Origin of the sequence: Pseudomonas putida (genome assembly GCF_028682175.1) — a bacterium.
GTDB lineage: Bacteria > Pseudomonadota > Gammaproteobacteria > Pseudomonadales > Pseudomonadaceae > Aquipseudomonas > Aquipseudomonas putida_AD.
In genome coordinates this window covers 258,940-280,913 of sequence record NZ_JANHKS010000002.1, presented here as the reverse complement: position 1 = coordinate 280,913, position 21,974 = coordinate 258,940, and the positions used below count along the sequence as shown (strand labels likewise).

Here is a 21,974-nt window from a genome sequence, read left to right as displayed (position 1 = left end):
TTCAGCGCAACCCCTTCGCCTCGAACAACTCCACCAGCCACTCCACGAAAACCCTGACCCGGGCGCTGAGGTGGCGGTTGGGGGAGTAGACGATGTAGATCGGGTTGGGCTCCAGTGACCAGTCTTCCAGCAACCGGACCAGGGCGCCGGACTTGAAATGGGGTTCGGCCATGAACATCAGCGTCTGCAACACGCCCATGCCGGCCAGAGCAGCGGCGAGCAGGGCATTGGAGTCGTTCACCGAGACGAAGTAATTGGCGTCCACCGAGATGCGCTCGTCCCCTCTGACGAACTCCACGGGCAAGCGCCGACTGGTTCCGGCGAAAAAGTAGCGAACCATCTGATGATTGGTTTCCAGATCCTTTGGATGCGATGGCGTGCCATGGGTAGCAAGGTATCCGGGCGTCGCGCAGGTGACGGACGTGAGGCTGCCCAGGCGCCTGGCGATCAGCGAAGGATCACTCAAGGTGCCGCCACGGATGACGCAATCGACCCGGTCGCCGAGCAGGTCCACCGGCCTGTCGCTGACGCCAATGTCCAGTTGCAGCTCGGGGTAGCGTTGCTGGAAATTCGGCAGCGCGGGCAACACCAGCATCGTCGCCATGGTCGAACCCATGTCAACCCGCAAGCGACCATGGGGACGGGCCTGGGCGCTGACCAGATCCGACTCGGCCTCCAGCCACTGATCCACCACCCGCACCATGCGCTCGTAATAGGCGGTTCCATCGTTGGTAAGCGAGATGCGTCGCGTGGTGCGGTTGAGCAATTTCACCCGCAGATGACTTTCCAGCGACTGGATGTGCTTGGTGACGGTGTTGCGTGGAAGGTTCAGCGTTTGCGCCGCCTTGACGAAGCTGCCGGCTTCCACCACCTGGATAAAGGCTTTGACTGCCGTGAAGTAGTCCACGAGATGACCCATCCATCTAGATCAGGGCCGAAAGTATTAGCCCGTGTTTGGGAACAGTGGTGTCATTTTTAGCTAATTTATCCCGCATTGGCTATCTCATACATTGATCTCACCGAAACGAAGCCACCCATTCCGGTTGGCCCCAGGTGGAGATCAGACAGATGACTCAGCAACTTCAAGGCAAGGTGGCACTGGTAACCGGCGGCTCGCGTGGCATTGGTGCCGCCATTGCAAAACGTCTCGCGGCAGACGGCGCGCACGTCGCGTTCAGTTATGCAAAATCCCCTGAGCAGGCGCAAAACGTGGTCGCCGAGATCGAGCGTCATGGCGTACAGGCGCTGGCGGTTCAGGCCGACCAAGGCGACACGGCGCAAGTGACCGCGCTGGTCAAACAGGTCCATCAGCACTTCGGTCGCCTGGACATCCTGGTCAACAGCGCTGGCGTGTTCGTCACCGGCCCCGTGGGAGATCCCGATGCCGACATCGCGGCATTCGATCGCCAGCAAGCGGTCAACGTCGGCGGTGTCGTGACTGCTGTGCGCACTGCAGTCGGCCTGATGAACGATGGTGGACGCATCATTTCCATAGGCACGACGGGCGCCGACCGCGTGCCGTTCCCCGGCGCTGCCGATTACGTCGCGACCAAGGCCGCCGTGGCCGCTTACACCCGTGGCTGGGCCCGCGACCTGGGCCCGCGCAACATCACCGTGAACGTCATTCAGCCGGGTGCAATCAACACCGAGATGAACCCCGCAACCGCCGACCATGCGCCCTTCCTTGCAGGCTTGGCAGCCCTGGGGCGTTACGGTCAGCCGGAAGATATCGCCGTTGCCGTGTCCTTCCTGGCAGGCCCCGAGGCGTCGTACATCACCGGCGCCACCCTCAACGTCGATGGCGGCCAGAGCGCCTGATCGATCTTACATCCAGCGACCCGATCGGCACTGCCGCGCTCCATCCGTGCGGCAGTACTTACCTCCGGGATTCAGGTTCTCGCCAATTACGTTTTCAATCGCCGAGGCAGTCATGACTCAACGCATCCGGATTTACCAGCAAGGCACACCCGCAGTCCTTCACCACGAAACCTTTGACCTGGAGTCTCCTTCCCGTGAGCAGGTGGTGATACGCCACGAAGCCATCGGCGTGAATTTCGTTGATACGATGTTCAGGGACGGCACCTTCAAGGTCCCACTGCCGTTCAGCATGGGCGTGGAGGCAGCGGGCATCGTCGAGGCTGTCGGCTCGCGTGTGCAGCATTTGAAAGTGGGGGATCGCGTCGGTTATTTCTTCTCGTTCGGCGCCTACGCGGACCGGCGGGTGATCGATGCCAGTGCGCTGATCAAACTCCCCGACGACATCTCCAGCGAACAGGCCGCAGGGCTTCTGTCGAAAGGCCTGACGGCGTGGGCTTTGGTCAGGCAGGTGCATGGGGTTCAAGCCGGCGAAACCCTTGTCGTGCACGGCGCATCCGGTGGGGTGGGAAGCCTGCTTGCACGCTGGGCCAAATCCCTGGGCGCCACCGTCATCGCCACGGTCGGCTCAGCCGGCAAAGCCCGAATCGTCGAGGGCTGGGGGCTGGATCATGTGTTGCGTTCCGACGAGCCGGACCTGGCTGCGCGGATCAAGGCCGTGAACAGTGGGAGGGGCGTCGATGTGGTGTACGACCTGGTCGGTCGGCAGACGCTGGACGCGTCAATCAGCGCGTTGCGCGACGGCGGTGATCTCGTCCACGTCGGCAACGCCTCGGGCAGCGTCACCGCAGACACCGCACTGCTGGCCGCGCGGGGCATTCGCTACGTCCAGCCGTCAACGCCGCAATACGTCAACCCGCAGAATCAGGACAGGGCAGCCTCGGAGTTGTTCGAGCGCTTCCGCGAAGGGGCGCTGGGTCATCTGGAACTCACGCGGTATCGGCTGGAGGAGGCAGCGTTGGCTCATGAGGCCATGGCGGCACGTAAACACGTCGGGTCGATTGTGCTGGTGCCTTGAAGTCTTTGCGCGCTGGCTGGCAGTTGTGATGGTGATTCAGACCGTACGCCCCGTGCGCAGAAAGTCAGCCCATTTGCGCACCAGGTAGTTGTGTTCGTCCATCACCGAGTTCCACACGGCGATGTGGCCCATGCGTTGCGAGTAGGTGCCGCCTTCGCGTACTTGGCCTGGCTCGATGAGCGGCGCGTCATCGCTGCCCAGCAGGTGCTCGGAGGCGGGTTTTCCGTCGTACCAGTAATCCCACTCACTGGCTGCCAGGTGCTCCCTGACTCGCGCGGGGTTGGAGAGGTAAAAGCCCTGGCGCGCCATGACTGCACCGGGCCAGCCTGAGAGCCACCAGTTCAGATAGGCATAGGCCGCATCCTTGACACTGCCCTCGGCGCATCTGGACAGGGACAGCCCGCCAAACCATGCCCGATAGCCTTCCTTGGGTACGGCCAGACGGTACTCGATGCCTGCGCGGTGCAGTTGCATCAGTGTCGGCGACCAGAGACTCTGGATGTGGACGTCCGGGCCGAGCATGAGCTCTCCCGCTTCCCGGTCATCCGACCAGAACGCGGCAAAGTGGCCGCCGCGCCGGCGTGCAATCAGCACTCGGGCCAGCGTGTCGATCTCATCGAGCCTCAGATTTCCGACGTTATCGAATCTGGCGAGGCCAGCAGCCTGCACGGCAAGCGCGGCGTCCAGTGCGCCAATGGCGGCGTCGCTCTGCAGGGCGATGTGCCCGGCCCATGCGGGGTCCAGCAGCCATGACCAGCTCTCTGCCTTGCCGCTCAAGCCTGAGGGCAGGTATTCCGGGCGATAGGCGAAACTGTCGGCATTGTGGGTCAAGGGCAACATGCTGATGCGTTCGGTGGGTGTGCTGCCCAGGCTGTTGTCGTGCTGAACGTACAGCCTGTCACACGGCAGGCTGCCGGTGGCGAGCCTGTCCCCGGGATTCAGGCGACCGAGCTTGGGCAGGTCATTGATCTCATCCCACAGGGCGATGCGGGTGGTGTCTATGGGCTGGATAGCCCGTGCTGGCCAGACGAAATCGACGTTGTGGAACCACTGATCGTAGAGGTCGTAGCTCTGGGGGTGCATGACGGCGATGCGCTGCGCGGTCTGCATGTCATGGATCTGGTATTCCAGGCTGATGCCCAGATCCTCTTCGGCACGCTGACGAATGCATTCGAGCAAGGTAACCGAGGTGCCCAGTACCCTGAGCTTGATCTGAGAGGTCATGCAGCGATTCCAGTATTGCCAATGAATGCGTTGAAGGAGCGGCGAAGCAGATTCGTGTCCAGGTCCCGGACAATGAACACCAGCCGGGAGCAGCGTTCGTGGCTGGCGGGCCAGGCGCTCAGGTGAAGTGGCGCATGAAGCGTGTGTTGCACCCCATGGATGACGATGGGATGGGGTGAGTCGATCACATCGAGAATGCCTTTGACCCTGAGTATGCGATCGCCGTGGCATCTTAGCAGCATCGATAACCACACCCCAAAATCGACCCAGTCCAGCGGCGCGTCAAAGGTCAGGCAGCAGACCTCTGCGTTGCCGTGGCGTTGCTGGTTGACCGGGGAAAATAGCTGCCAGCCTTGCACTTCGTCTGCTGCCGAGGCGCCTCGCGCACCTTCCCCCAGTAGCATCTGATCGCCTTCGTGGATCTCATGGGTGAACGCCTGGGAGGCGGTCGGATTGAGTGCGCGCAGCCTTGATTGCAATACCTCGATGGCGGGAGCGTCCACCCGATCGGCCTTGCTCAGCAGCAGGCGATCGGCGGCGGTGACCTGGACCAGCCATTCGGGGTGAAGGCGTTGCTGCATCGACGCATGCTCGGCGTCTACCACCGTGATCAGCAGGGCGATGTGAAAGCGGCCGCGCAACTGAGGGTCGCGCAGCAGGGTTGAGAGAATAGGGGCCGGATTGGCCAGCCCGGTGGTCTCCAGCACCACCCGCTTGAACGCAGGCACTTCACCTCGTTCACGGCGGGCGTGAAGGTCGAGCAATGCCTGTTTGAGATCGCCTTGCACCGAACAACAGACGCAACCTCCCGGCAGCAGCACCGTGCCGGGCGCGACTTCCTCGACCAACAGATGGTCGATGCCGATGTCGCCAAACTCATTGATCAGAAGCGCGGTATCACCGAACGACTGGCCCGCCAGCAGACGGTTGAGCAGCGTGGTCTTGCCGCTGCCCAGGAATCCTGTGATGACACTGACCGGCAGGCTCATGCGGGGCGCTCCAAGGCTGTGAGGATCGTTTCGGCGAACGGATCGAGAGGACGCCCGATCAACAGCTCGGCCTGTTGCCACAGTTCTTCCAGACCGTTCGCCAGCGCCTGCCGCCCCGTCGCTCCCTGCAGAAGATACGAGGCGCCCTGGACGTCGGATACCGTCAGCCGGAAGGGCTTGAGTATCCGGTTGATTGCCTGAATCCTGCGCAGACGTTCTCGCCTGCGGGGCAGGGTTGCCATCAGAGGATCACTCCAGTGACTCTCTTCGCCGATCAAACCGCACAAGCCGCACATCGTGGTTCTCCTCAGGGCATGACGTCGCCGGAGTTGGGGCCCAAGGTCTGACCGACGAACAGATTGCCGCCCGGTTCGCTTGCCAACAGCACCGCGATGGGGGCGACCTCATGGGCTTTGCCGAAGCGGCCCAGGGGCAGTTCCTTGGCCTTGGCCTCTTTCCAGGCCTGGCTGATGCCATCCACCAGCGGGGTTTCGATAGGGCCGGGCGCGATTGCGTTGACCAGCACATTCTGTTTGCCCACTTCCAGCGCCAGCGACTTGGTGAACCCGATGACGCCGGCCTTGGCCGCTGCGTAATGGCACAACTCGGCGCCGCCCTTGATGCCCAGTTGCGAAGCCACGTTGATGATGCGCCCCCACTGCTGCGAGAGCATGTGGGGCAGGGCGCGCTGGCTGGCGATGAACACGCTGGTCAGGTCGATGCGCAGCATGTCGTCCCACATGGCCTGGGTCAGGTCGACACAGGGGGCCTGGGTCAGCATGCCGGCGTTGTTGACCAGAATGTCGATGCCCTCGTAACGGGCAACGCAGGCATCGACACCGGCACGGGCACCGTCGACCGTACCGACATCCGCCACGCATTCCTCAACGTCGACACCGAGGGCTCGGCATTGCTGCGCGGTGTTGGCGAGCCGCTGGGCATCGCGGTCGCACAAGACCAGGCGTGCGCCTGCTTCGGCATAGGCCAGGGCAATGGCGGCGCCGATGCCGCTGGCCGCGCCGGTGATCACGGCGCGGCGATTGTGTAGAGCTTTCATGAGCGGTTCCTATTCAGGCCAGCGGACGGTCAGGCCGCCGTCGATGATGATGCTTTGGCCGGTGATGTAGGTGGATTCGTCACTGGTCAGAAAACGCACCAGGTCGGCCACTTCCCGCGCCTTGCCAACCCGGCCAAGGGGAATGGCGCGGGCGGCCTGTGCCAGGCCCTCAGGCCCCAGGGAGTTCTTGGCATCCAGCGACTGCGGTGTTTCGATCAGCCCCGGGATCACGGCGTTGCAGCGAATACCGCGTCCGGCCAGCTCCACGGCCAGTGAGCGGCACAGGCCCGGCACGCCGGCTTTGGCGGCAGCGTAATGCGCGTGATCCTGCCAGCCATAGACACCGCCGGCGATGGAGGAAATGGCAACCAGCGAGCCGCCTTGCATGTGTCGCACGGCGGCTCTGAAGGTGCGCATCACGCCGGTCAGATCCACGTCGAGCATTTCGTTCCAGCGTTCATCGGTCATTTCCAGCAGCGGCGCCCGGCGCAGCAAGCCTGCGTTGGCCACCGCGCAGTCGAGGCGCCCGAAGTGTTCGATGGCGGCAGCCGCCAGCGCATCCAGCGAGGCGCTGTCGGTCACATCGGCTGCCAGCATCAGGCATTGTCCGCCGGCCGCTTCGACCAGGTGGCGGGTGTGCTCCGGGTCATGGGCGTCGCCCGCGAAGTAGCCGCCGACCACGCGTATCCCGCGCTCGGCGTAGGCCACGGCCAGCGCCTGGCCGATGCCGCTCGCCGCGCCGGTAATTAATGCGACAGGTGAGTGAGTTTTCATCTAGGTCTCTCCGATCATTTGACGCTGGAGGGTTCGACGTGGCGCGCAGCCAACATCACCACACCAGACAGGAAGCAAGGCAGTGCACCGAACCACAGGGCAGCGCTGTGCCATTGGCCGCCGGTGGACAGCACGCTGGTGATGCCCAGGCCTGCGAGGATGGCACCGACCGGCCCCATGGCATGCACGATGGCGCCGCCCGTTGCACGGATGCTGGTAGGGAAGCTTTCGCCCATGAAGAACAGCATGGCCGAATAAGGGCCTGTCAGGAAAAACAGCCCCAGGCTGTAGAGCGTGACCACGATCACCAGATCACTGGGCGCCTGAATCATCGCGAAGAACGCCAGGCCGCCCAGCATCCAGCCGATCGCGACAGTGTTGCGTCGGCCAATCCGGTCGCCTAGCCAGCCGTGGAACAGGTAGCCGATAAAGCCGACGAGGTTGGACAGCACCAGAATCCACAACGAATTCTCGAACGACAGGCCGTGGACACTCACGATCACCGAAGTACCCAGCACGCTGAATACCTGGATCGCCGACCAGTTGAGCAGGATCGCCAGGCTCAGGATCACCGTGGGCCGAAGGGCCGCGCCGCGGAAGGCTGCCGCCACACCGGCTTTGGCGTGGTCGTCGTAGTCAACGCCATACTCGCGAGCCAGGCCGCGGGCCTGCGCATCCTGACCGGCTTTGCGCAACTGCACGATGCGCTGGTGCACCTGGAATTGCGGGCTCTCCTTCAGTTTGCGAGCCAGTATCGCGATGATGAACGCAGGCACGGCGGCAAAGATGAAGCAGCCCTGCCAACCGATGCTCGGCAGCAACAACGCCGTCAGGCCCGCAGCGATGAGCGCGCCCACCGGCCAGCCGCTTTGCACCAGGCTGTAGACGAAGCCGCGACGCTTGATCAGTTTCGGATCGGTCGAAGCGGCGTAAATCTCCGTCAGGTACGTGGCGTTCACACCTTCCTCGGCATACCCAAGGCCTGCCACCGATCGCACGCCGATCAGCGCGCCTTTGCCCATGCCGGCGCACAGGGCGGTGAGCGCCGAGCACAACGCGGCGCCGCCGATGGTGAACATGATGCCGCCACGGCGACCGATACGGTCCACGACAGGCCCGATGGCAAAGGCGATCACCGCGCCTCCCGCCGCTACCCAGGTGGCGATTTCAGCCTGTTCGGCTTCGTTCCAGCTGAAGTGCCCGCCCATGACCGGCAGCAGCGTGCCGAACAGGATGAAATCGTAAACGGCAAAGACCCAGGCAAAAAATGCGATCCAGGTCGCGTAGGTCACGTCTTTGGTCGCCAGTTGCACGGGCTTCCAGTCAGCAGAATCCATCGATTGTGTCGGCGTTGTGATGTGCGTGGTCATAGGGGCAATCTCGCAGGAGGCGTCAGGTCAGCGCTGACGGGGATTACGTTTGAGGAAGTCGTCGGCAATTTCGTCCATGGTCACGAAGCGCACACCGTCGTGGGCTTTCATGTGGTCGATGAGCCGCTCCAGCATCATCAGCACTTGCGGGCGGCCGGAGACGTCGGGGTGAATGGTGATCGGGAACACCGCGTAGTCCATTTCGCGATAGACCCAGTCGAACTGGTCGCGCCACATTTGCTCGATGTCGCGCGGGTTCACGAACCCGTGGCTGTTCGGTGCCTTCTTGATGAACATCATTGGCGGCAGGTCGTCGAGGTACCAGTTGGCCGGAATCTCCACCAGATCGGTTTCCTGCCCGCGCACCAGAGGTTTCATCCAGGTGTCCGGGTGGGCGCTGTAGTCGATCTTGGTCCAGCTGTCCTTCACGCGTACGTAGTAAGGGGTGAAGTCGTTGTGCATCAGGCTGTGGTCGTACTTGATACCTTTTTTCAGCAGCAGCTCGTTGGTCACGTTGCTGAATTCCCACCAGGGCGCCACGTAGCCGGTCGGACGTTTGCCGGCCAGTTGGGTGATCAGTTCGATGGACTTGTCCAGGACGATTTCTTCCTGTTCAGGCGTCATCGCGATAGGGTTTTCGTGGCTGTAGCCGTGGATGCCGATCTCGTGTCCGGCATCGGCCACCGCTTTCATCTGCTCGGGGAAGGTTTCCACCGAGTGCCCGGGAATGAACCAGGTGGTGCGCAGGCCGTAGCGTTCGAACAGCTTGAGCAGACGCGGCGCGCCGACCTCGCCGGCGAACAGGCCACGGGAGATATCGTCCGGCGAATCTTCGCCGCCGTACGAGCCCAGCCAGCCAGCAACGGCGTCCACATCGACACCAATGGAAACCAGAATTTCTTTAGCCATGGATCAGTCCTCCAATACCCCGGGCGATACAGGTTCAAGGGCGAAAGCCGGGCCTTTCGTCCTCAGGCAGAAAAGGGTCAGGCCGCGCGTACCAGCGGCTCGATGGCCAACGCGGCGCGCAACAGGTAATCGTCCTGGCCGCTGGGCGCCGAAAGCAGAAGGCTGGTAGGCAAGCCTGTGGCGTCTGTGCCGTTGGGGAGGGCAACGCCTGGCATGTCGAGCAGGCTGCCTGGCATGGTCAGGCGCAGCGTGGCGAGATTGGTCTTGGCAAACAGGTCGTCATCGAGCAGCAGCGCAGCCATGAGGGGCGCTACGTGGGCCACCGTCGGCGTGATCAACAGCGCGCCATCAAGCTCGGCGGCGAGTTCGGCACGCAGCCGCTCCGATGCCTGGTAGAGGCGAATCTGCTTGAAGGCAGGGAAGTCCCGGGCGGCCTCCAGCCGACGTCGGACACGCGGGTCGAGCTGCTCAGCGTCGGGGCTGTCCAGCAATGCCTGGTGCAAGCAGAACGCTTCGGCGCTACCCGGCCAGCCCACCGTTTCAATGAGCTCCATGGCCCTGGCGAAGGCGGCTACCGGGCGATCTTCGATGACGGCGCCGGCCCGCTCCAGCCGCAGGAGGGCATTGGTGAGGTTGGTGCGAACGGCAGGTTCCAGCTGCAGGTTTGCAAGCAGTTGCGAGTCGACCCTGAGCCGTATGCCCCGCAGCGGCAGGCTCGGGTGTGCCGAGCCCCAGGCACTGCCAACCAGCAGGTTGTCGATGCAGATCACGTCTCGCACACTTTTGGCCAGTGGCCCCAGTGAGTCGAGCGATCGTGCCAGTGGATACACGCCATCGGACGGATAGCGAAGCCGGCTGCTTCGATAGCCGACCAGGCCATTGAAGGCTGCAGGCACGCGAATCGAGCCTGCGGTATCAGTCCCCATGGCGATGGGGACGATGTCTGCTGCGACAGCGATTGCAGAACCCGACGAAGATCCGCCCGGTGCCCGCTCGTTCCCGGGTTCGGCCCCCTGTAGCGGGGTGCCGAAATGCGGGTTCAGACCGAGCCCCGAATAGGCGAATTCGCTGAGGTTGGTCTTGCCCACATTGACCATGCCGGCCCGACTCAGGATGGCGACCAGCACGGCATCTTCACTGGCGGCAGCCGCATGTTTGCGCACCTTGGCGCCGGCGGTGGTGATGCAGCCGGACATGTCGAACAGGTCCTTCCAGGCGGTGGGCACCCCGTCCAGCGGTGACAGCGGTTCACCAGCCTGCCAGCGAGCCCTTGAAGCCAGAGCTTCCCGCCGGGCGCGGTCGCGGCTCATGGAAATGAAGGTCGCGGGAGATTTGTCAGCCCGTTCAAACGTCGACTCGACGATTTCCACCGGATCTGCCTTGCCCGTCGCATACAGCTGTGCCAACGCCAGAGCATCTGAGTACATGGTTGTTGCCTGCAATAATGTACATTTACGAAATAGGTACATTTATTGATAGGCACAGTTCATGCCATGTCACTCATTGATATGGGTGTTTTGCTTGGGGATGCTCAACCATGCGGCTGAAGGCGGGCAGAAGGTTGAGAAGTGGCGCGGCTGGGTATAAATGTATGTGTAACGAAAAGATCCATTCGTGGGCAGTTTGGTAACCTCGTGCACCATTTGGGGTCTTCGCGGGGTGACATTTGATGTGTGATACGGAGCTGCGCCGTTGTGAGAGAATTTGCGCCTTGTCTGTCCAGGATTTCACCCATGCTCGAAACCAGCTCTGAAGATCGTGGCGCTTCGCGATACGAGATGATTCGTAACGCTCTGCGTGAGGCGATACTTGGAGGGCTTGCGACGCCAGGCCTGGTCATCGTGGAAGCACCGCTGGCGCAGCTGTTCGGCACCAGCCGGGTACCTGTTCGGCAGGCATTGACGCTGCTCTTCGAAGAAGGACTGATCCGCCGCTTCGAGGGCAGGGGATACCTCATCGATCCTGGTAACCAGGGCGTCGCGCCTCAGCGTCTGACCGTGACCAGGGCGCTGCTCGGGCTGGAGCCATCGCTCGAACTGATCGACAACCGAGCGTTGAGCGAGCGCATCCACGATGAGTTGGCCAGCTGCGTCACCCGCTTCATGGTCTTTGGGCACTATCGCCTGGACGAGCAGCGAGCCGCTGACCAGTTGGGAGTGGGGCGCGCTGTGATTCGTGAAGCGCTGATGCGCTTGAAGGATCGTGGCCTGGTTGAAAAAGAGCCCTACGCCCAATGGCTCGCGGGCCCGCTCACGGCCCAGGCGGTCACCGAGGATTACGAGCTGCGCGCCTTGCTGGAGCCGGATGCGCTCAAGCAAGGGGCAGGGCAGCTTGATCGCGCTGAGCTGCAGGTGATGCTGGAGAGAATCGTCGCTGCCCAGCAGGCTGGCCCGTCGGTCAGCCGCGCTCAGATCGAGGCGATCGAGCAAGACTTGCATGTCACCTGCCTTGCGAATCTGAGAAATGGCCGCATGGCTTCCGTCATTCGACAAAGCCAGATTCCGATGAGTATCGGCAGGATCCTCCACGAAGCGCTCAACACCAGCACTGACGAGGCCATGTTGATCGAGCACAGGCTGGTCTTCGAGTCGTTGCTCTACGGCACGGGCGAGTCGGCGGCGATCAATCTCAGGGAACACCTGCTGCGCGCCTGCGAGAGAACGCTGCAACGCTTGAAGGTGCTTTCCGTTTTGCCTGAGCCTCCATTGCCCAGCTATCTCGAGCGGCTGGCATGAAGGAGTCGAGTGCGGGAAGCTGGCCTGATTTGCTGCCGTCTTCCCGCGATGGCGGGCTAGTATTCGTACGCTATTGACGGGGCGATGACGCTGCTTGCTCCGTCCCCTGCTTCAGCAATGTCGACAGCAGGGCTAAGCAATTGGTAGTAACGGGTGTGGAACTCGAACTCGCTGATCCTGCCTCCTATCTGCGCTTGCAATGCCATGCTCAGATGCCAGTCCCGCACATTTCGCAAGCTTTCCAATTGCCGCTTTGACCTCATATTCATGTTGTTTCGGCCTTCCTGTCCGAATGATCTGATTGCACGATCAATTCTTCGGGAGGGTGCCGATGGCAGCAATATACAAACGAAGGAATCCACAGCAGGTGGGTTGTCGATTGAAGGGAAATGCCGGTTAAAGCTGCAAAAGCCGATGAACAGCAGGCGGACTCGATGTCCGCCAGCGTGCATCGCTTGGCCAGGTAGTGATACTTACCGCCGCGCCACCGCGATCAATGCGGTAGATGGAATCGGCAGCACAGGATCGTCGCCCGCCATGGCCCTGACCTCGGCAACCACTGCCGCCTTCTCTGTGTCGGTCAGACTGGTCCAGTCGGGCGACATGCCAAACAGCGTCTCAGGGTTGTCGAGCGACGTTACCTCCAGCTGATAGGCATGCGTCACACTCTCGATGACCGGCTCGCGAAACCCGGCGGCGATCAGTTCGCGGGCGAAATCCAGTGGGTCGCTCAAGGCTTTCACCGCTTCGGGCATCGCCATGCCCTGGCGATCCGGGAAAAGCTTTCGCCGCACATTGCCCAACAGCAGAAACGTCGCCGCACCCCTCTCTTGCCACGTCGCGACAACGCCATGGCCCCCGATGGCCGTGACGCGATTCATCTCGGCCAGCCCCTTGCGCCAGTCAGGAAACATGATCACACCGAAGATCGAGAACGTCGCGTCGAAGCTTGCGTCTGGCAGATCGAGCGCCTGGCCGTCCATGACCCGGGCCTGCACATTGGCAAGCCCTGCGCTTTTCACACAGGCCACCATGCCGGCGGAAAAGTCCGTGGCCAGCACCTGTGCGCCGGTTCGTGCCGCAGCCAACGCAAGGGCACCGGTGCCGGTGGCCACATCGAGCACGCGGCTGTGCGGCGTCAGGGGGACTCGTGCGAGCGCTGCTTCTGCAAAATGCGCGGTGAAGGGGTGTGCGGTTTTCTGATAATGCTTTGCCGCGACGTCCCAGTGATCGGGATTCTCGAATTCGTGCATGGCCCTGGCCTCGATATTCATGTAACTTTAGAAGTATCATGAGTGCATGCTTTCTGCCAAGCAGCAAAATGTCAAGGAGCAAATGGTGCGCAACGACAGTCGTCTTTCGCGAATGCTACATATCCTGGTGCACATGGCGCGGCACGGTGGGCCAGTCACTTCCGAACGCATAGCCGCGATGCTGGGAACCAACCCGGTGGTCGTTCGCAGAACCATGTCGGGCCTTCGGGATGCAGGCTACGTTCGCTCGGAGAAGGGGCACGGTGGCGGCTGGGTCATCACCTGCGATCTTGAGCAGGTCACGCTACTGGACATCTACAACGCCGTGGGGCAGCCCACACTGTTCGCCATCGGCAACGAGCGCGCCAACCCCGACTGCATGATCGAGCAGGTCGTCAACCTGGCGGTGGAAGAGGCCTTGCGGGAAGCGGAGTCGGTGCTGGTGGAGCGGTTTCGCGCCGTCAGCCTGGCCGAACTCAATCGTCTGTTCGATGCGCGTCGTACTGCTGGCCACCGGGAGTGAGGCGAACCCTGAGTGATTGCCGCGCAAGCTGAGGTGCAGGATCGTACAAGAGCGACGAGCCCGGGTTCGGTAGGCTGAGGACTCCAACCAGAGAGGATCTGCCATGTCTGTATCACACCCGCAACGCACTGCCGCGCCCGTGAACCTCGCGCAAAAAGCCTCGATGATCGACCAGCAGTGGAGCCCGAGGGTCGTCGCGGAAATGAACGACTATCAGTTCAAGGTCGTGCGAATCGAAGGTGAGTTCATCTGGCATTCGCACCCGGAGACTGACGAAGCGTTCCTGGTGCTCGAAGGCGTCCTGCGCATCGATTTACCAGAGGGCTGCGCGTATGTGCGGCCCGGTGAGCTGTATGTCGTGCCACGTGGCGTGGAGCACAGGACAGCGGCTGAGGGGGAGGCGAAGGTGATGATGATTGAGCCGCGGGGCGTGCTCAATACTGGTCAGGAAGGGGGTGAGCGGACTGCGTTGAATGATGTCTGGATTTGAGTTGGAGCGGGGATGGTGGGTGTGCTGTGCCAGTTTTCCAGTGAAGAGTCATCAGCGAGTACCGGCAGGTTCAAATATAGGCATCCCCTATGCAACGTACTGGAAACACCCTGTTCATTCCCCTGTGTGACTGGCGCAACAATGCTCCGCGAAGCTCGGCTTCCGAAGCTCCGGGCATCGTGAACCTTCCAGCCGGCGGCCCTGGCCGCTGGTTCTTCCGCCCGACAGGAACCCCACCCCATGAAGCTTTGCTGGATTCATCCCACCGGTCGCAATGGCGCCCTTGAACCTTTGTGGAACACCATCCAGGAAACAGTCTGCGGCGCACTGGCGCAAGGCACGGAGCTTGATTTTCGCTTCCTTGAAAACAGCGGCGGTTTTACCCGTTCGTTGTATGCCGAGCATCTGAACTCGGTACTGATGGTTGAGGCGGCTATCAAGGCCCAATCCGATGGTTATGACGGGGTATTTCTCGGTTGCTGGAACGATCCTCTGTGGGAAGCGAGGGAAATGCTCGATATCCCGGTGGCATCGGTCGGCGAGCAGTCGATGCTGGCGGCGCTGGCGATGGGACAGCGGTACGCGGTAATCACCGTGTCTCAGAAAACCGCCGCCGCCATCGAGCGGGACATCATCGGCTATGGTCTGACCGAGCGTTGCATCCCCCGGCCAGTGCGCTCGATCCAGCCATTTTCGGATGCCCAACTGCTACTGGAGGCTACGCATTCGCCGGCCGAGCGCTTCATTCCAAGACTGGAAGCGGTCGCGCATCAATGCATCGCCGAGGGGGCGGACGTCATTCTGGTGGGCTGTGCCTATTACGGGCCGCTGTTGCGCCGTGCCGGTTATGGGCACATTCGGGGAACGCAAGTTCCCGTGGTGGATTCGTCAACGGTGGCGCTTAAATACCTTGAGGCCATGGTGGGTATCGCCCAGTGCACCGGGTTGATCAAGAGCGGTGCAAACCTGTTTGCCGGCATTGCACCGTCGTCCATTGCTCAGGCGCGCAAGGCGTTGGGTTTGTTGCCTGATCATTGAAAATGCAACGATCACAGCCTCGCGCCGCAGCCCGAGGCTGTGATCATGGGGCAGACGCTGGCGCTCAGGGCTTTGATGTCATGCAGCAAAATCTGCTCGTTGTCCGAGTAGTCCACGGGGCAATCGATCACGTGAACGCCGGGAGTTTGCAGGCACCAGGTGACCAGCGGAGCGAAACCCGCCGCGCTTTCTACCCGGTGGCCGTGGGCCCCGTAGCTCTGGGCGTAGCGCACGAAATCCGGGTTGCCATAGTCCAGACCAAAGTCATCGAAGCCCATCTGTTGCTGCTTCCAGCGGATCATGCCGTAGGCGTCATCGCGCAGGATGATGACGACCAGATTCATGTTGAGACGTACGGCGGTCTCTATTTCCTGGCTGTTCATCATGAACCCGCCGTCGCCGCACACTGCCACGATTGGCGTGTCGGGGTAGACCAGACGTGCTGCCATGGCTGAAGGCAGCCCCGCACCCATGGTCGCCAGGGCATTGTCCAATAGCACCGTATTCGGCATATAAGCCTTGTAGTTGCGGGCGAACCAGATCTTGTAGATGCCGTTGTCCAGGGCGAAGATGCCATCGGATGGCAGTACTGCGCGCAGGTCCGCCACGAGACGTTGCGGATACACCGGAAAGCGTGCGTCGTCACTGCCTTCTGCGACATGGGCCTCGTTAGCTTCGCGGATCGTCAGCAGACGCTGGAAATCCCAGGTGGGCTGAACCTCGATGCTTTCCTTGATTTGCCAGACGGCGTTGGCGATATCTCCCACCACTTCGATCTGCGGGAAGTAGACCGGATCGACCTCGGCGGAACGAAAGCCGATGTGCACCACTTCGGTCCCGCCACGGACCATGAAGAAGGGTGGTTTCTCGATCACGTCGTGGCCGATGTTGACGATCAGGTCGGCAGACTCCAGCGCACGGTGCACGAAATCACCCGCCGACAGCGCCGCATTGCCGAGAAAGCGCGGGTGACGCTCGTCCACTACACCTTTGCCCATCTGGGTCGTGATGAACGGAATTCCGGTTTTTTCGATCAGTTGACGCAAGACCCGCGCGGTCATTTTGCGGTTGGCGCCGGCACCGATGACCAGCACCGGGCTGCGCGCAGCCTGGAGCTTGGCGACGGCGGCCCTGATGGCTTTGTGTTCGGCTACGGGGCGACGGCTCAGGCTCGGGGCGATGGGCGTGCTCTCGGTGTACTCGGCTGCAATGTCCTCGGGTAACTCAAGGTGCACCGAGCCCGGCTTCTCTTCCTCGGCCAGCCGGATAGCCTCGCGGATGCGCGACGGGATGTTATCCGCGGACGCCAACTGATGGGTGTATTTGGTGAGCGGTGCCATCATGGCGCAGACGTCGAGAATCTGGAAACGGCCCTGCTTGGATTTCTTGATCGGTTTCTGGCCGGTAATCATCATCATCGGCATCCCACCCAGATACGCATAGGCACTGGCAGTGACCAGATTGGTCGCGCCGGGGCCTAGTGTGGACAGGCACACACCGGCCTTGCCGGTCAGGCGGCCATAAGTGGCTGCCATGAAGCCGGCAGGTTGCTCATGACGGGTCAGTACCAGCTTGATGGATGAGCGCGATAGTGAGTCCAGCAGGTCCAGGTTTTCTTCACCGGGAATACCGAATACGTATTCCACGCCTTCGTTCTCCAGACACTTCACAACTAACTCGGCAGCTTTGAGCATGGTGGGGTCAGCCTTTTTGCGGGTCAAAAAAAGGCCGCGACAGGGTCGCGGCCTCTGTGGTGAATCGCGAACGTTCAGTCAGCGACGATGGCGTAGGTTTCGATTTCGACTTTCTGCCATGGCCGCAGCATCGAATCCACCTGGATCAGGCTGCTGGCCGGGCGAATCCCGTCGAACACTTCGCTGTGGGCCTTGGCCACCAGCGTGGCATCGTTGATATCGCGCAGATAGACCACGGTGCGTACCACGTCCTCAACGCTCATCCGGGCTTCGGACAGGACGTTTTTGACTGTGGCCAGAATGGCCTGCGCCTGCTCATAGGCATTGCTGTGTTCGTAGTCGGGAGATGCGCAAGTGCCGGAAATGTGCAGATGGTTGCCCACCCGTACTGCACGGGAATAACCGAACACCGATTCATACTGGCCGCCCGAAGATATGTTTTGCCGCGTTGCTGTTTTGCTGGTCATGTCGTGTCTCATTTTGGGAGGGGTTTGCCGGTGGAATCCTTGACGAACAGGATCGCTATCAAACCGACCACGGCACCCACGATCAGGTACCAGGCCGGGATCATCTGATTGCCGGTGGTGGAGATCAGCCAGGTGTTGATGAGCGGGGCGGTGCCGCCGAAGAGCGACACGGCAAGGTTGTAGCTGATGGCCAGGGCGCTGTAGCGCACGCGAGCACCGAACAGAGAGGTCAGGGTCGCCGGCATCGCACCTTCGAAAAATAGCTGGGACAGTGTCAGCGTCAGCAAGGCTGCGAACAGGAACCCGACCTTGCCGGTATGCAGCAGCATGAAGCAGGGGAATGCCATCACGATCAGCAGTACACAGCCGCAGATAATCATGCGGTTACGGCCAAAACGATCAGACAGATGGCCGGAAACCGGAATCAGCACGAGCATGAACAGAGTGGCTGCCAGACCCAGGGCAAGGCTGAAGCTGTTGCTGTAGCCGAGCACGTTTTCCAGGTAACCGGGGATATAGCCAAGCACGATGTAGTAGGTGACGTTGAACACGGTTACCAGCCCCATGCACTTGAGCATCTGCGGCCACTCGCTGACCATCAGGCTGAAGAGACTGGTTTTCTCGCCAGAGGTCGACTTTTGCAACGCCTCATTCTTCTGGATTTCCTTGAACACCGGGGTTTCTTCCAGACCCAGTCGCAGATACAGCGCGATCAGGCCCAGCAAGCCCCCGATGGCAAACGGTACACGCCAGCCCCATTCGCTCATCGCTTGTTCACCCAGTGCGAGGGTAAACAGGCTGACGACGGCTCCGCCGATCAGGAAACCCGAGATGTTGCCGAACTCCAGCCAACTGGTGAAAAAGCCGCGGCGCTTGTCCGGGCTGTGCTCAGCGATGAAGGTGCAGGAACCGCCGTATTCGCCACCGGTAGAAAGACCCTGTAGCAGCCTCATGAGTACCAGGAGAATGGGCGCGAATATTCCGATGCTGGCATATCCGGGAATCAAGGCAATGGCGAACGTCGCGATGGCCATCAGCGAAATACTGAGGGACAGCGCGGTACGACGCCCGTATTTGTCGCCGATCGGGCCGAAGATCAGGCTGCCCAGTGGCCGGATCAGGAAGCCTGCGGCGAACGTGGCGTAGATCGCCATCAATTGAGTGGCGTGATTATCAGAGTGGAAGAACGTTTTGCCGATGATGCCTGCCAATGAGGAGTACAGCGCAAAGTCAAACCATTCGACCATGTTGCCGAGTGTTACCCCGATGACGGCTTTTGACAGGCGTTTACGTGATTGTTCGACTGGCGCATCGTCGGAAAACTCGGGAATGGCGCTAGCGTGTATTTGGCCCATGATATTGCCCTCTGGAATAATTGTAGTGAGGCAGCAGTCAATAGGAGGAGCAGGCCCACGTCTGGCGCGTGATGCCTGCGCTCAGGTCAGCGCATGAATACACCTCCGGCGATGCATAGCGATTCGCCAGTGATATAGGAAGGTTTGGCACTCAGTTGCCAGACCCACTCTGCGATTTCTTCAACGCGCGCCGCGCGTTTCAAGGGGATGGACTCGATGGCGGCTTGGATGCGCCCGCCGGCTCGGGTTCCTTCGGTGTCAACCCAGCCAGGTGCGAGAGCGTTCACCACGATGTTGTGGTCGGCCAGTTCGATGGCAAGCGAGCGTGTCATCGCCACGACTGCGGCTTTGGAGGCGCTGTACAGCAACTGATTCTTCGAGACGGTGAAGGCATCGACCGAGGCGAAAAACACGATGGCGCCACCGCCGGCCGCTTTCAGGTGACGGCTGCCGATGCGGGCGATATTCAATGAGCCTAGTACGTTGATGTCGAAAATCTTTCGGTACAACGACTCGCTGTAGCTGTCCAGGGACGAAGTGGGGAAGATCCCCGCCGCGTTGACCACCGCCCGCAGCGGCGCCTTGCCATCGAGGGCTGCGTCGATGGCGCTGGTCAGCGTTTCTTCGCGGGTAATGTCTCCGACGACGGGCGAGAACAGAGCGCTTGGGGCTTGCAGACTCGGCGTCACATCGACGGCGACGACGTGCCAGCCTTCATTCTGGAAACGCTGTGCAACAGCCTGGCCCATGCCCGAGGAGGTGCCGGTCACGATGACGCTAGAGTGAGGTGCATTGTTCATGATTGTCGTCCGATCAGGCGATTTCAGGGAGGGAGTGGGGCAGCAGGGCCAGTTCCATGACATCCAGTTGGCGCTGGGTGTCCTGGTAGTTGCTCAGCCATTCGCGTTTGACGATATCGATGCGCGACTCGGCCGGTTGCAGCTTGGCGAATTTGGCTGCCAGGCCTTTCATGCCGGCAGCGCGCAGCTTGAGGAAACGCATGACCAGCTTGGTCTGTTCGCAATACACCGGCCATTGGGGGCCACGGGGAGCGCCCAAGCCGATATAGAACAGGCCTTCCAGATTGTTGGGCAAGGTCATCGCCGCAGTGCGTAGCGGGACGCCCTCACGCCATTGCAGCAAGCGTTCGTCGAGGAACGGCAGGCGCGTGTTGAACCCTGTTGCCCAGACGATGGTGTCGTAGTCGCCCTGGCTGCCATCCGTGAAGGTCACAGTTTTCCCTTCGATGTGCTCGATGCCCGGGGCGACCTTGATGCGGCCGTGCTGGATCCAGTACAGCAACAGGGTGTTGACTACCGGTGGCTGGGCGTCGAGGTCGTAGGTTTCCGGTTCCGGCATGCCTGGGTAATTCTTGTGCGTGCCGACGGTGGCCATGATGAGCATGTTCATGACCATGTTCTGTTGCTCGGGCGGCAGTTGCCCGAGGAAGGGCAGTTCACCACGGGGTACGCCGAAAATGGTCTTGGGCTGGAACAGCTGGCCGCGACGGATGACGATGGTGGTGTCCAGACGGGCCTGTGCGGCATCCACTGCAAGGTCACAGCCTGAGTTGCCGAAGCCGACCACCAGGACCTTGCCTTTGACCTGCTGGACGTTGCGGTATTGGCCGGAATGAATGGATGTCCCGGTGAAGCCTCTGGCCACTTCCGGAATCTTGCAGTCCCACAGGTGGCCGTTGGCGACCAGTACCCCCGCGTAGCGCTTGCTGGTGCCGTCGGCGAGCGTCACCTGCCAGCCGCCTTCGCCGGTTTCACCCAGCGGAACGAGGCTGCGCACTTCAGTGTTGAAGGTGATTTTCTCACGCAGGCCGAAGGTGTCGGCGTAATCGTTCATGTACGCCTTGACCTGGTCGCGGCTCGGATACACCGGGTAATGCGCCGGCATCGGAAAACCGTCGAAGCAGGAGCTGCTCTTTGGGGTAATCAGGTGCAAGGCGTCGTAGTCGGTATTCCAGTGGCCGCCGATATTGCCGGACTTCTCGAAACAGTCCACGTGGAAACCAGCGTCGGTCATGGTCTTCAGTGCTGCCAGGCCTGCTGCCCCGGCGCCAATGATGCAATAGTGATTGGACATTATGACTCCCCATTCCTCGAACCTTGGAAGCGCCGTTGTCGGCGTCCGTGGCTGGAGTATCCGTCCGGGAAATGGACGGATGAATGGGCTAACCCATGTGTGTCCTATAGGTAACGCCTATGGCTAGAGGGATTCCAGATGGGCGTAGAGATTCTGGATGCGGCTCAAGTGGCTGCGCATCAGATTTATCAGCACACGGGTGGGGGGCGAAATAGGGGTGTCGTGCCGATGGATGAAGCCGAATACTTCGAAGATTGGCGGGGTAATGGGCACCCAGCCGAGGCGGTCGTTGAAGCCTAACTGGTGCAGGATGGGACGGGTCGCAATGACATCGCCAAGCCCGCGTGCCGCAAGTTCGAACCCGGTGATCTGATGTTCAACCTCGATGATCGGGTCCAGCACTTCGCCGCCCTTGGCAGCAAGTTGTGCCAACAATCGGCGGATCGGGTCGCCAGTGCTCCAGCGTGCCTCGGTCAGGATAAGCGGCGCAACGGCCAGGTCACTGATGCTCTTGGGACCCTGGAGCCGTTCAGGATCGGCGCTGATGTAGCCTACCTGGGCCGACCACACCGGTTCGCTGACTGCCAGGTTCTGTTGCTTGATGGGCAGCATTACCAGGCCCGCCTCAAGTTCGCCCTGGCTGACCAGTTCAGCGATTTCTGAAGAGTTGTAGCCCACGATCTTGATGCGCATGTCCGGGTGCTGCATTCGGAACTGTTCGATCAGGTCGGTCAGAAAATAATGGTGTGCCGTGCCGAAGGTGCCAAAACTCGCCACGCCGCCGGATAACTCCCGCACCGCTTGCACCGCTTCATAGCCCTGGCGCGCCGCCGTCACCATACCTTGTGCAAAAGGCTGCAAGCGCCGCCCGGCTTCGGTGAGGACCAGGCGGCGGTTAGTGCGGATGAACACATGGGTGCCGAGGTGTTCTTCCAGTCGCAGGATCTGCTCGGAAAGCGAGGGCTGGGAAATGTGCAAACTCTCGGCTGCCCTGGAAAACGTACCGTGCTCGATGGCGGCTAGAAAGTAGTGGAGTTGTTGCAGTGTCATAGAGCAGATCCGTCATCGATTATGAAATCAACATGACACAGTTTCGTGGTATCGCGAAG

Annotated in this window: 22 protein-coding genes; 6 read left to right on the top strand and 16 right to left on the bottom strand. The window is 61.3% G+C overall.

The annotated features are described in order from the left end of the window. Position 1: 1 nt before the first annotated feature. Complete coding sequence (locus NPS29_RS02885) at positions 2-907, bottom strand: LysR family transcriptional regulator (protein ID WP_274130609.1); 906 nt, start codon at positions 905-907, stop codon at positions 2-4. Between the two features lie 161 nt (positions 908-1,068). Between NPS29_RS02885 and NPS29_RS02880 the strand changes: the two genes are divergently transcribed. Both NPS29_RS02880 and NPS29_RS02875 read left to right on the top strand, forming a co-directional pair. Further along, positions 1,069-1,818, top strand: coding sequence for an SDR family NAD(P)-dependent oxidoreductase (locus NPS29_RS02880; protein WP_274130573.1), 750 nt, complete (start codon positions 1,069-1,071; stop codon positions 1,816-1,818). Between the two features lie 112 nt (positions 1,819-1,930). Further along, positions 1,931-2,893: a quinone oxidoreductase family protein gene (locus tag NPS29_RS02875; RefSeq protein ID WP_274130572.1), complete on the top strand. Its 963-nt coding sequence runs from the start codon at positions 1,931-1,933 to the stop codon at positions 2,891-2,893. A 36-nt stretch (positions 2,894-2,929) separates the two neighbouring features. Here the strand turns inward: NPS29_RS02875 and NPS29_RS02870 are convergent, their stop codons facing one another. The 8 genes from NPS29_RS02870 to NPS29_RS02835 form a co-directional block, all read right to left on the bottom strand. After that, entirely contained in the window at positions 2,930-4,117 is a 1,188-nt protein-coding gene (locus tag NPS29_RS02870) for an ABC transporter substrate-binding protein (protein WP_274130571.1), read from the bottom strand. Continuing rightward, positions 4,114-5,106: a CobW family GTP-binding protein gene (locus NPS29_RS02865; RefSeq protein ID WP_274130570.1), complete on the bottom strand. Its 993-nt coding sequence runs from the start codon at positions 5,104-5,106 to the stop codon at positions 4,114-4,116. Before NPS29_RS02865 ends, NPS29_RS02870 begins: the two co-directional genes overlap by 4 nt. Next, entirely contained in the window at positions 5,103-5,402 is a 300-nt protein-coding gene (locus tag NPS29_RS02860; protein ID WP_274130569.1) for a hypothetical protein, read from the bottom strand. Before NPS29_RS02860 ends, NPS29_RS02865 begins: the two co-directional genes overlap by 4 nt. A gap of 11 nt (positions 5,403-5,413) precedes the next feature. Beyond that, a complete protein-coding gene (locus tag NPS29_RS02855) occupies positions 5,414-6,163 on the bottom strand; it encodes an SDR family NAD(P)-dependent oxidoreductase (protein WP_274130568.1) in 750 nt (249 codons plus the stop codon). 9 nt (positions 6,164-6,172) lie between these two features. Beyond that, the gene (locus NPS29_RS02850) at positions 6,173-6,937 is read right to left on the bottom strand and encodes an SDR family NAD(P)-dependent oxidoreductase (protein WP_274130567.1); all 765 of its coding nucleotides are present in this window, start codon (positions 6,935-6,937) and stop codon (positions 6,173-6,175) included. 14 nt (positions 6,938-6,951) lie between these two features. Further along, complete coding sequence (locus tag NPS29_RS02845; RefSeq protein WP_274130566.1) at positions 6,952-8,274, bottom strand: MFS transporter; 1,323 nt, start codon at positions 8,272-8,274, stop codon at positions 6,952-6,954. 60 nt (positions 8,275-8,334) lie between these two features. Continuing rightward, positions 8,335-9,216 carry a polysaccharide deacetylase family protein gene (locus NPS29_RS02840; protein WP_274130565.1) on the bottom strand — a complete coding sequence of 294 codons (882 nt, stop codon included), beginning with the start codon at positions 9,214-9,216 and terminating at the stop codon, positions 8,335-8,337. A 77-nt stretch (positions 9,217-9,293) separates the two neighbouring features. Further along, positions 9,294-10,643 (bottom strand): amidase, encoded by a 1,350-nt coding sequence (locus NPS29_RS02835; RefSeq protein WP_274130564.1) that lies wholly within the window; start codon positions 10,641-10,643, stop codon positions 9,294-9,296. A 306-nt stretch (positions 10,644-10,949) separates the two neighbouring features. Here NPS29_RS02835 and NPS29_RS02830 point away from each other — a divergent pair, with 306 nt between their 5' ends. Beyond that, positions 10,950-11,951, top strand: coding sequence for a GntR family transcriptional regulator (locus NPS29_RS02830; RefSeq protein WP_274130563.1), 1,002 nt, complete (start codon positions 10,950-10,952; stop codon positions 11,949-11,951). Between the two features lie 473 nt (positions 11,952-12,424). Here NPS29_RS02830 and NPS29_RS02825 read toward each other — a convergent pair whose 3' ends face one another. Then, a complete protein-coding gene (locus tag NPS29_RS02825; protein ID WP_274130562.1) occupies positions 12,425-13,204 on the bottom strand; it encodes a class I SAM-dependent methyltransferase in 780 nt (259 codons plus the stop codon). Positions 13,205-13,289: 85 nt separating this feature from the next. On the opposite strand from NPS29_RS02825, the gene NPS29_RS02820 reads away from it, so the two are divergent. The 3 genes from NPS29_RS02820 (at position 13,290) to NPS29_RS02810 (ending at position 15,255) form a co-directional block, all read left to right on the top strand. Next, positions 13,290-13,727 carry an Rrf2 family transcriptional regulator gene (locus NPS29_RS02820; protein WP_274130561.1) on the top strand — a complete coding sequence of 146 codons (438 nt, stop codon included), beginning with the start codon at positions 13,290-13,292 and terminating at the stop codon, positions 13,725-13,727. 103 nt (positions 13,728-13,830) lie between these two features. Continuing rightward, entirely contained in the window at positions 13,831-14,217 is a 387-nt protein-coding gene (locus NPS29_RS02815; RefSeq protein WP_274130560.1) for a cupin domain-containing protein, read from the top strand. Positions 14,218-14,457: 240 nt separating this feature from the next. Beyond that, positions 14,458-15,255, top strand: a complete 798-nt coding sequence (locus NPS29_RS02810) for an aspartate/glutamate racemase family protein (protein WP_274130559.1) — start codon at positions 14,458-14,460, stop codon at positions 15,253-15,255. Between the two features lie 11 nt (positions 15,256-15,266). On the opposite strand, the gene NPS29_RS02805 is transcribed toward NPS29_RS02810, so the two are convergent. From NPS29_RS02805 to NPS29_RS02780, 6 genes are all read right to left on the bottom strand, one after another. Then, complete coding sequence (locus tag NPS29_RS02805) at positions 15,267-16,949, bottom strand: acetolactate synthase large subunit (protein WP_274130558.1); 1,683 nt, start codon at positions 16,947-16,949, stop codon at positions 15,267-15,269. A gap of 74 nt (positions 16,950-17,023) precedes the next feature. Next, entirely contained in the window at positions 17,024-17,416 is a 393-nt protein-coding gene (locus NPS29_RS02800; RefSeq protein WP_274130557.1) for a Rid family hydrolase, read from the bottom strand. A gap of 8 nt (positions 17,417-17,424) precedes the next feature. Next, positions 17,425-18,771, bottom strand: coding sequence for an MFS transporter (locus NPS29_RS02795; RefSeq protein WP_274130556.1), 1,347 nt, complete (start codon positions 18,769-18,771; stop codon positions 17,425-17,427). 86 nt (positions 18,772-18,857) lie between these two features. Next, on the bottom strand, positions 18,858-19,571 hold the full coding sequence (locus NPS29_RS02790) for an SDR family NAD(P)-dependent oxidoreductase (protein WP_274130555.1): 714 nt from the start codon (positions 19,569-19,571) through the stop codon (positions 18,858-18,860). A 13-nt stretch (positions 19,572-19,584) separates the two neighbouring features. After that, entirely contained in the window at positions 19,585-20,865 is a 1,281-nt protein-coding gene (locus tag NPS29_RS02785; RefSeq protein WP_274130554.1) for a flavin-containing monooxygenase, read from the bottom strand. A gap of 123 nt (positions 20,866-20,988) precedes the next feature. Continuing rightward, positions 20,989-21,915, bottom strand: a complete 927-nt coding sequence (locus tag NPS29_RS02780) for a LysR family transcriptional regulator (protein WP_274130553.1) — start codon at positions 21,913-21,915, stop codon at positions 20,989-20,991. Positions 21,916-21,974 lie beyond the last annotated feature (59 nt).

Coding starts and splice junctions, on each gene's coding strand:
- NPS29_RS02870 (WP_274130571.1), bottom strand. CDS start 4,117: ATGACCTCTCAGATCAAGCTCAGGGTACTGGGCACCTCGGTTACCTTG.
- NPS29_RS02880 (WP_274130573.1), top strand. CDS start 1,069: ATGACTCAGCAACTTCAAGGCAAGGTGGCACTGGTAACCGGCGGCTCG.
- NPS29_RS02825 (WP_274130562.1), bottom strand. CDS start 13,204: ATGCACGAATTCGAGAATCCCGATCACTGGGACGTCGCGGCAAAGCAT.
- NPS29_RS02800 (WP_274130557.1), bottom strand. CDS start 17,416: ATGACCAGCAAAACAGCAACGCGGCAAAACATATCTTCGGGCGGCCAG.
- NPS29_RS02815 (WP_274130560.1), top strand. CDS start 13,831: ATGTCTGTATCACACCCGCAACGCACTGCCGCGCCCGTGAACCTCGCG.
- NPS29_RS02875 (WP_274130572.1), top strand. CDS start 1,931: ATGACTCAACGCATCCGGATTTACCAGCAAGGCACACCCGCAGTCCTT.
- NPS29_RS02810 (WP_274130559.1), top strand. CDS start 14,458: ATGAAGCTTTGCTGGATTCATCCCACCGGTCGCAATGGCGCCCTTGAA.
- NPS29_RS02785 (WP_274130554.1), bottom strand. CDS start 20,865: ATGTCCAATCACTATTGCATCATTGGCGCCGGGGCAGCAGGCCTGGCA.
- NPS29_RS02790 (WP_274130555.1), bottom strand. CDS start 19,571: ATGAACAATGCACCTCACTCTAGCGTCATCGTGACCGGCACCTCCTCG.
- NPS29_RS02805 (WP_274130558.1), bottom strand. CDS start 16,949: ATGCTCAAAGCTGCCGAGTTAGTTGTGAAGTGTCTGGAGAACGAAGGC.
- NPS29_RS02850 (WP_274130567.1), bottom strand. CDS start 6,937: ATGAAAACTCACTCACCTGTCGCATTAATTACCGGCGCGGCGAGCGGC.
- NPS29_RS02865 (WP_274130570.1), bottom strand. CDS start 5,106: ATGAGCCTGCCGGTCAGTGTCATCACAGGATTCCTGGGCAGCGGCAAG.
- NPS29_RS02795 (WP_274130556.1), bottom strand. CDS start 18,771: ATGGGCCAAATACACGCTAGCGCCATTCCCGAGTTTTCCGACGATGCG.
- NPS29_RS02845 (WP_274130566.1), bottom strand. CDS start 8,274: ATGGATTCTGCTGACTGGAAGCCCGTGCAACTGGCGACCAAAGACGTG.
- NPS29_RS02835 (WP_274130564.1), bottom strand. CDS start 10,643: ATGTACTCAGATGCTCTGGCGTTGGCACAGCTGTATGCGACGGGCAAG.
- NPS29_RS02860 (WP_274130569.1), bottom strand. CDS start 5,402: ATGTGCGGCTTGTGCGGTTTGATCGGCGAAGAGAGTCACTGGAGTGAT.
- NPS29_RS02840 (WP_274130565.1), bottom strand. CDS start 9,216: ATGGCTAAAGAAATTCTGGTTTCCATTGGTGTCGATGTGGACGCCGTT.
- NPS29_RS02830 (WP_274130563.1), top strand. CDS start 10,950: ATGCTCGAAACCAGCTCTGAAGATCGTGGCGCTTCGCGATACGAGATG.
- NPS29_RS02855 (WP_274130568.1), bottom strand. CDS start 6,163: ATGAAAGCTCTACACAATCGCCGCGCCGTGATCACCGGCGCGGCCAGC.
- NPS29_RS02780 (WP_274130553.1), bottom strand. CDS start 21,915: ATGACACTGCAACAACTCCACTACTTTCTAGCCGCCATCGAGCACGGT.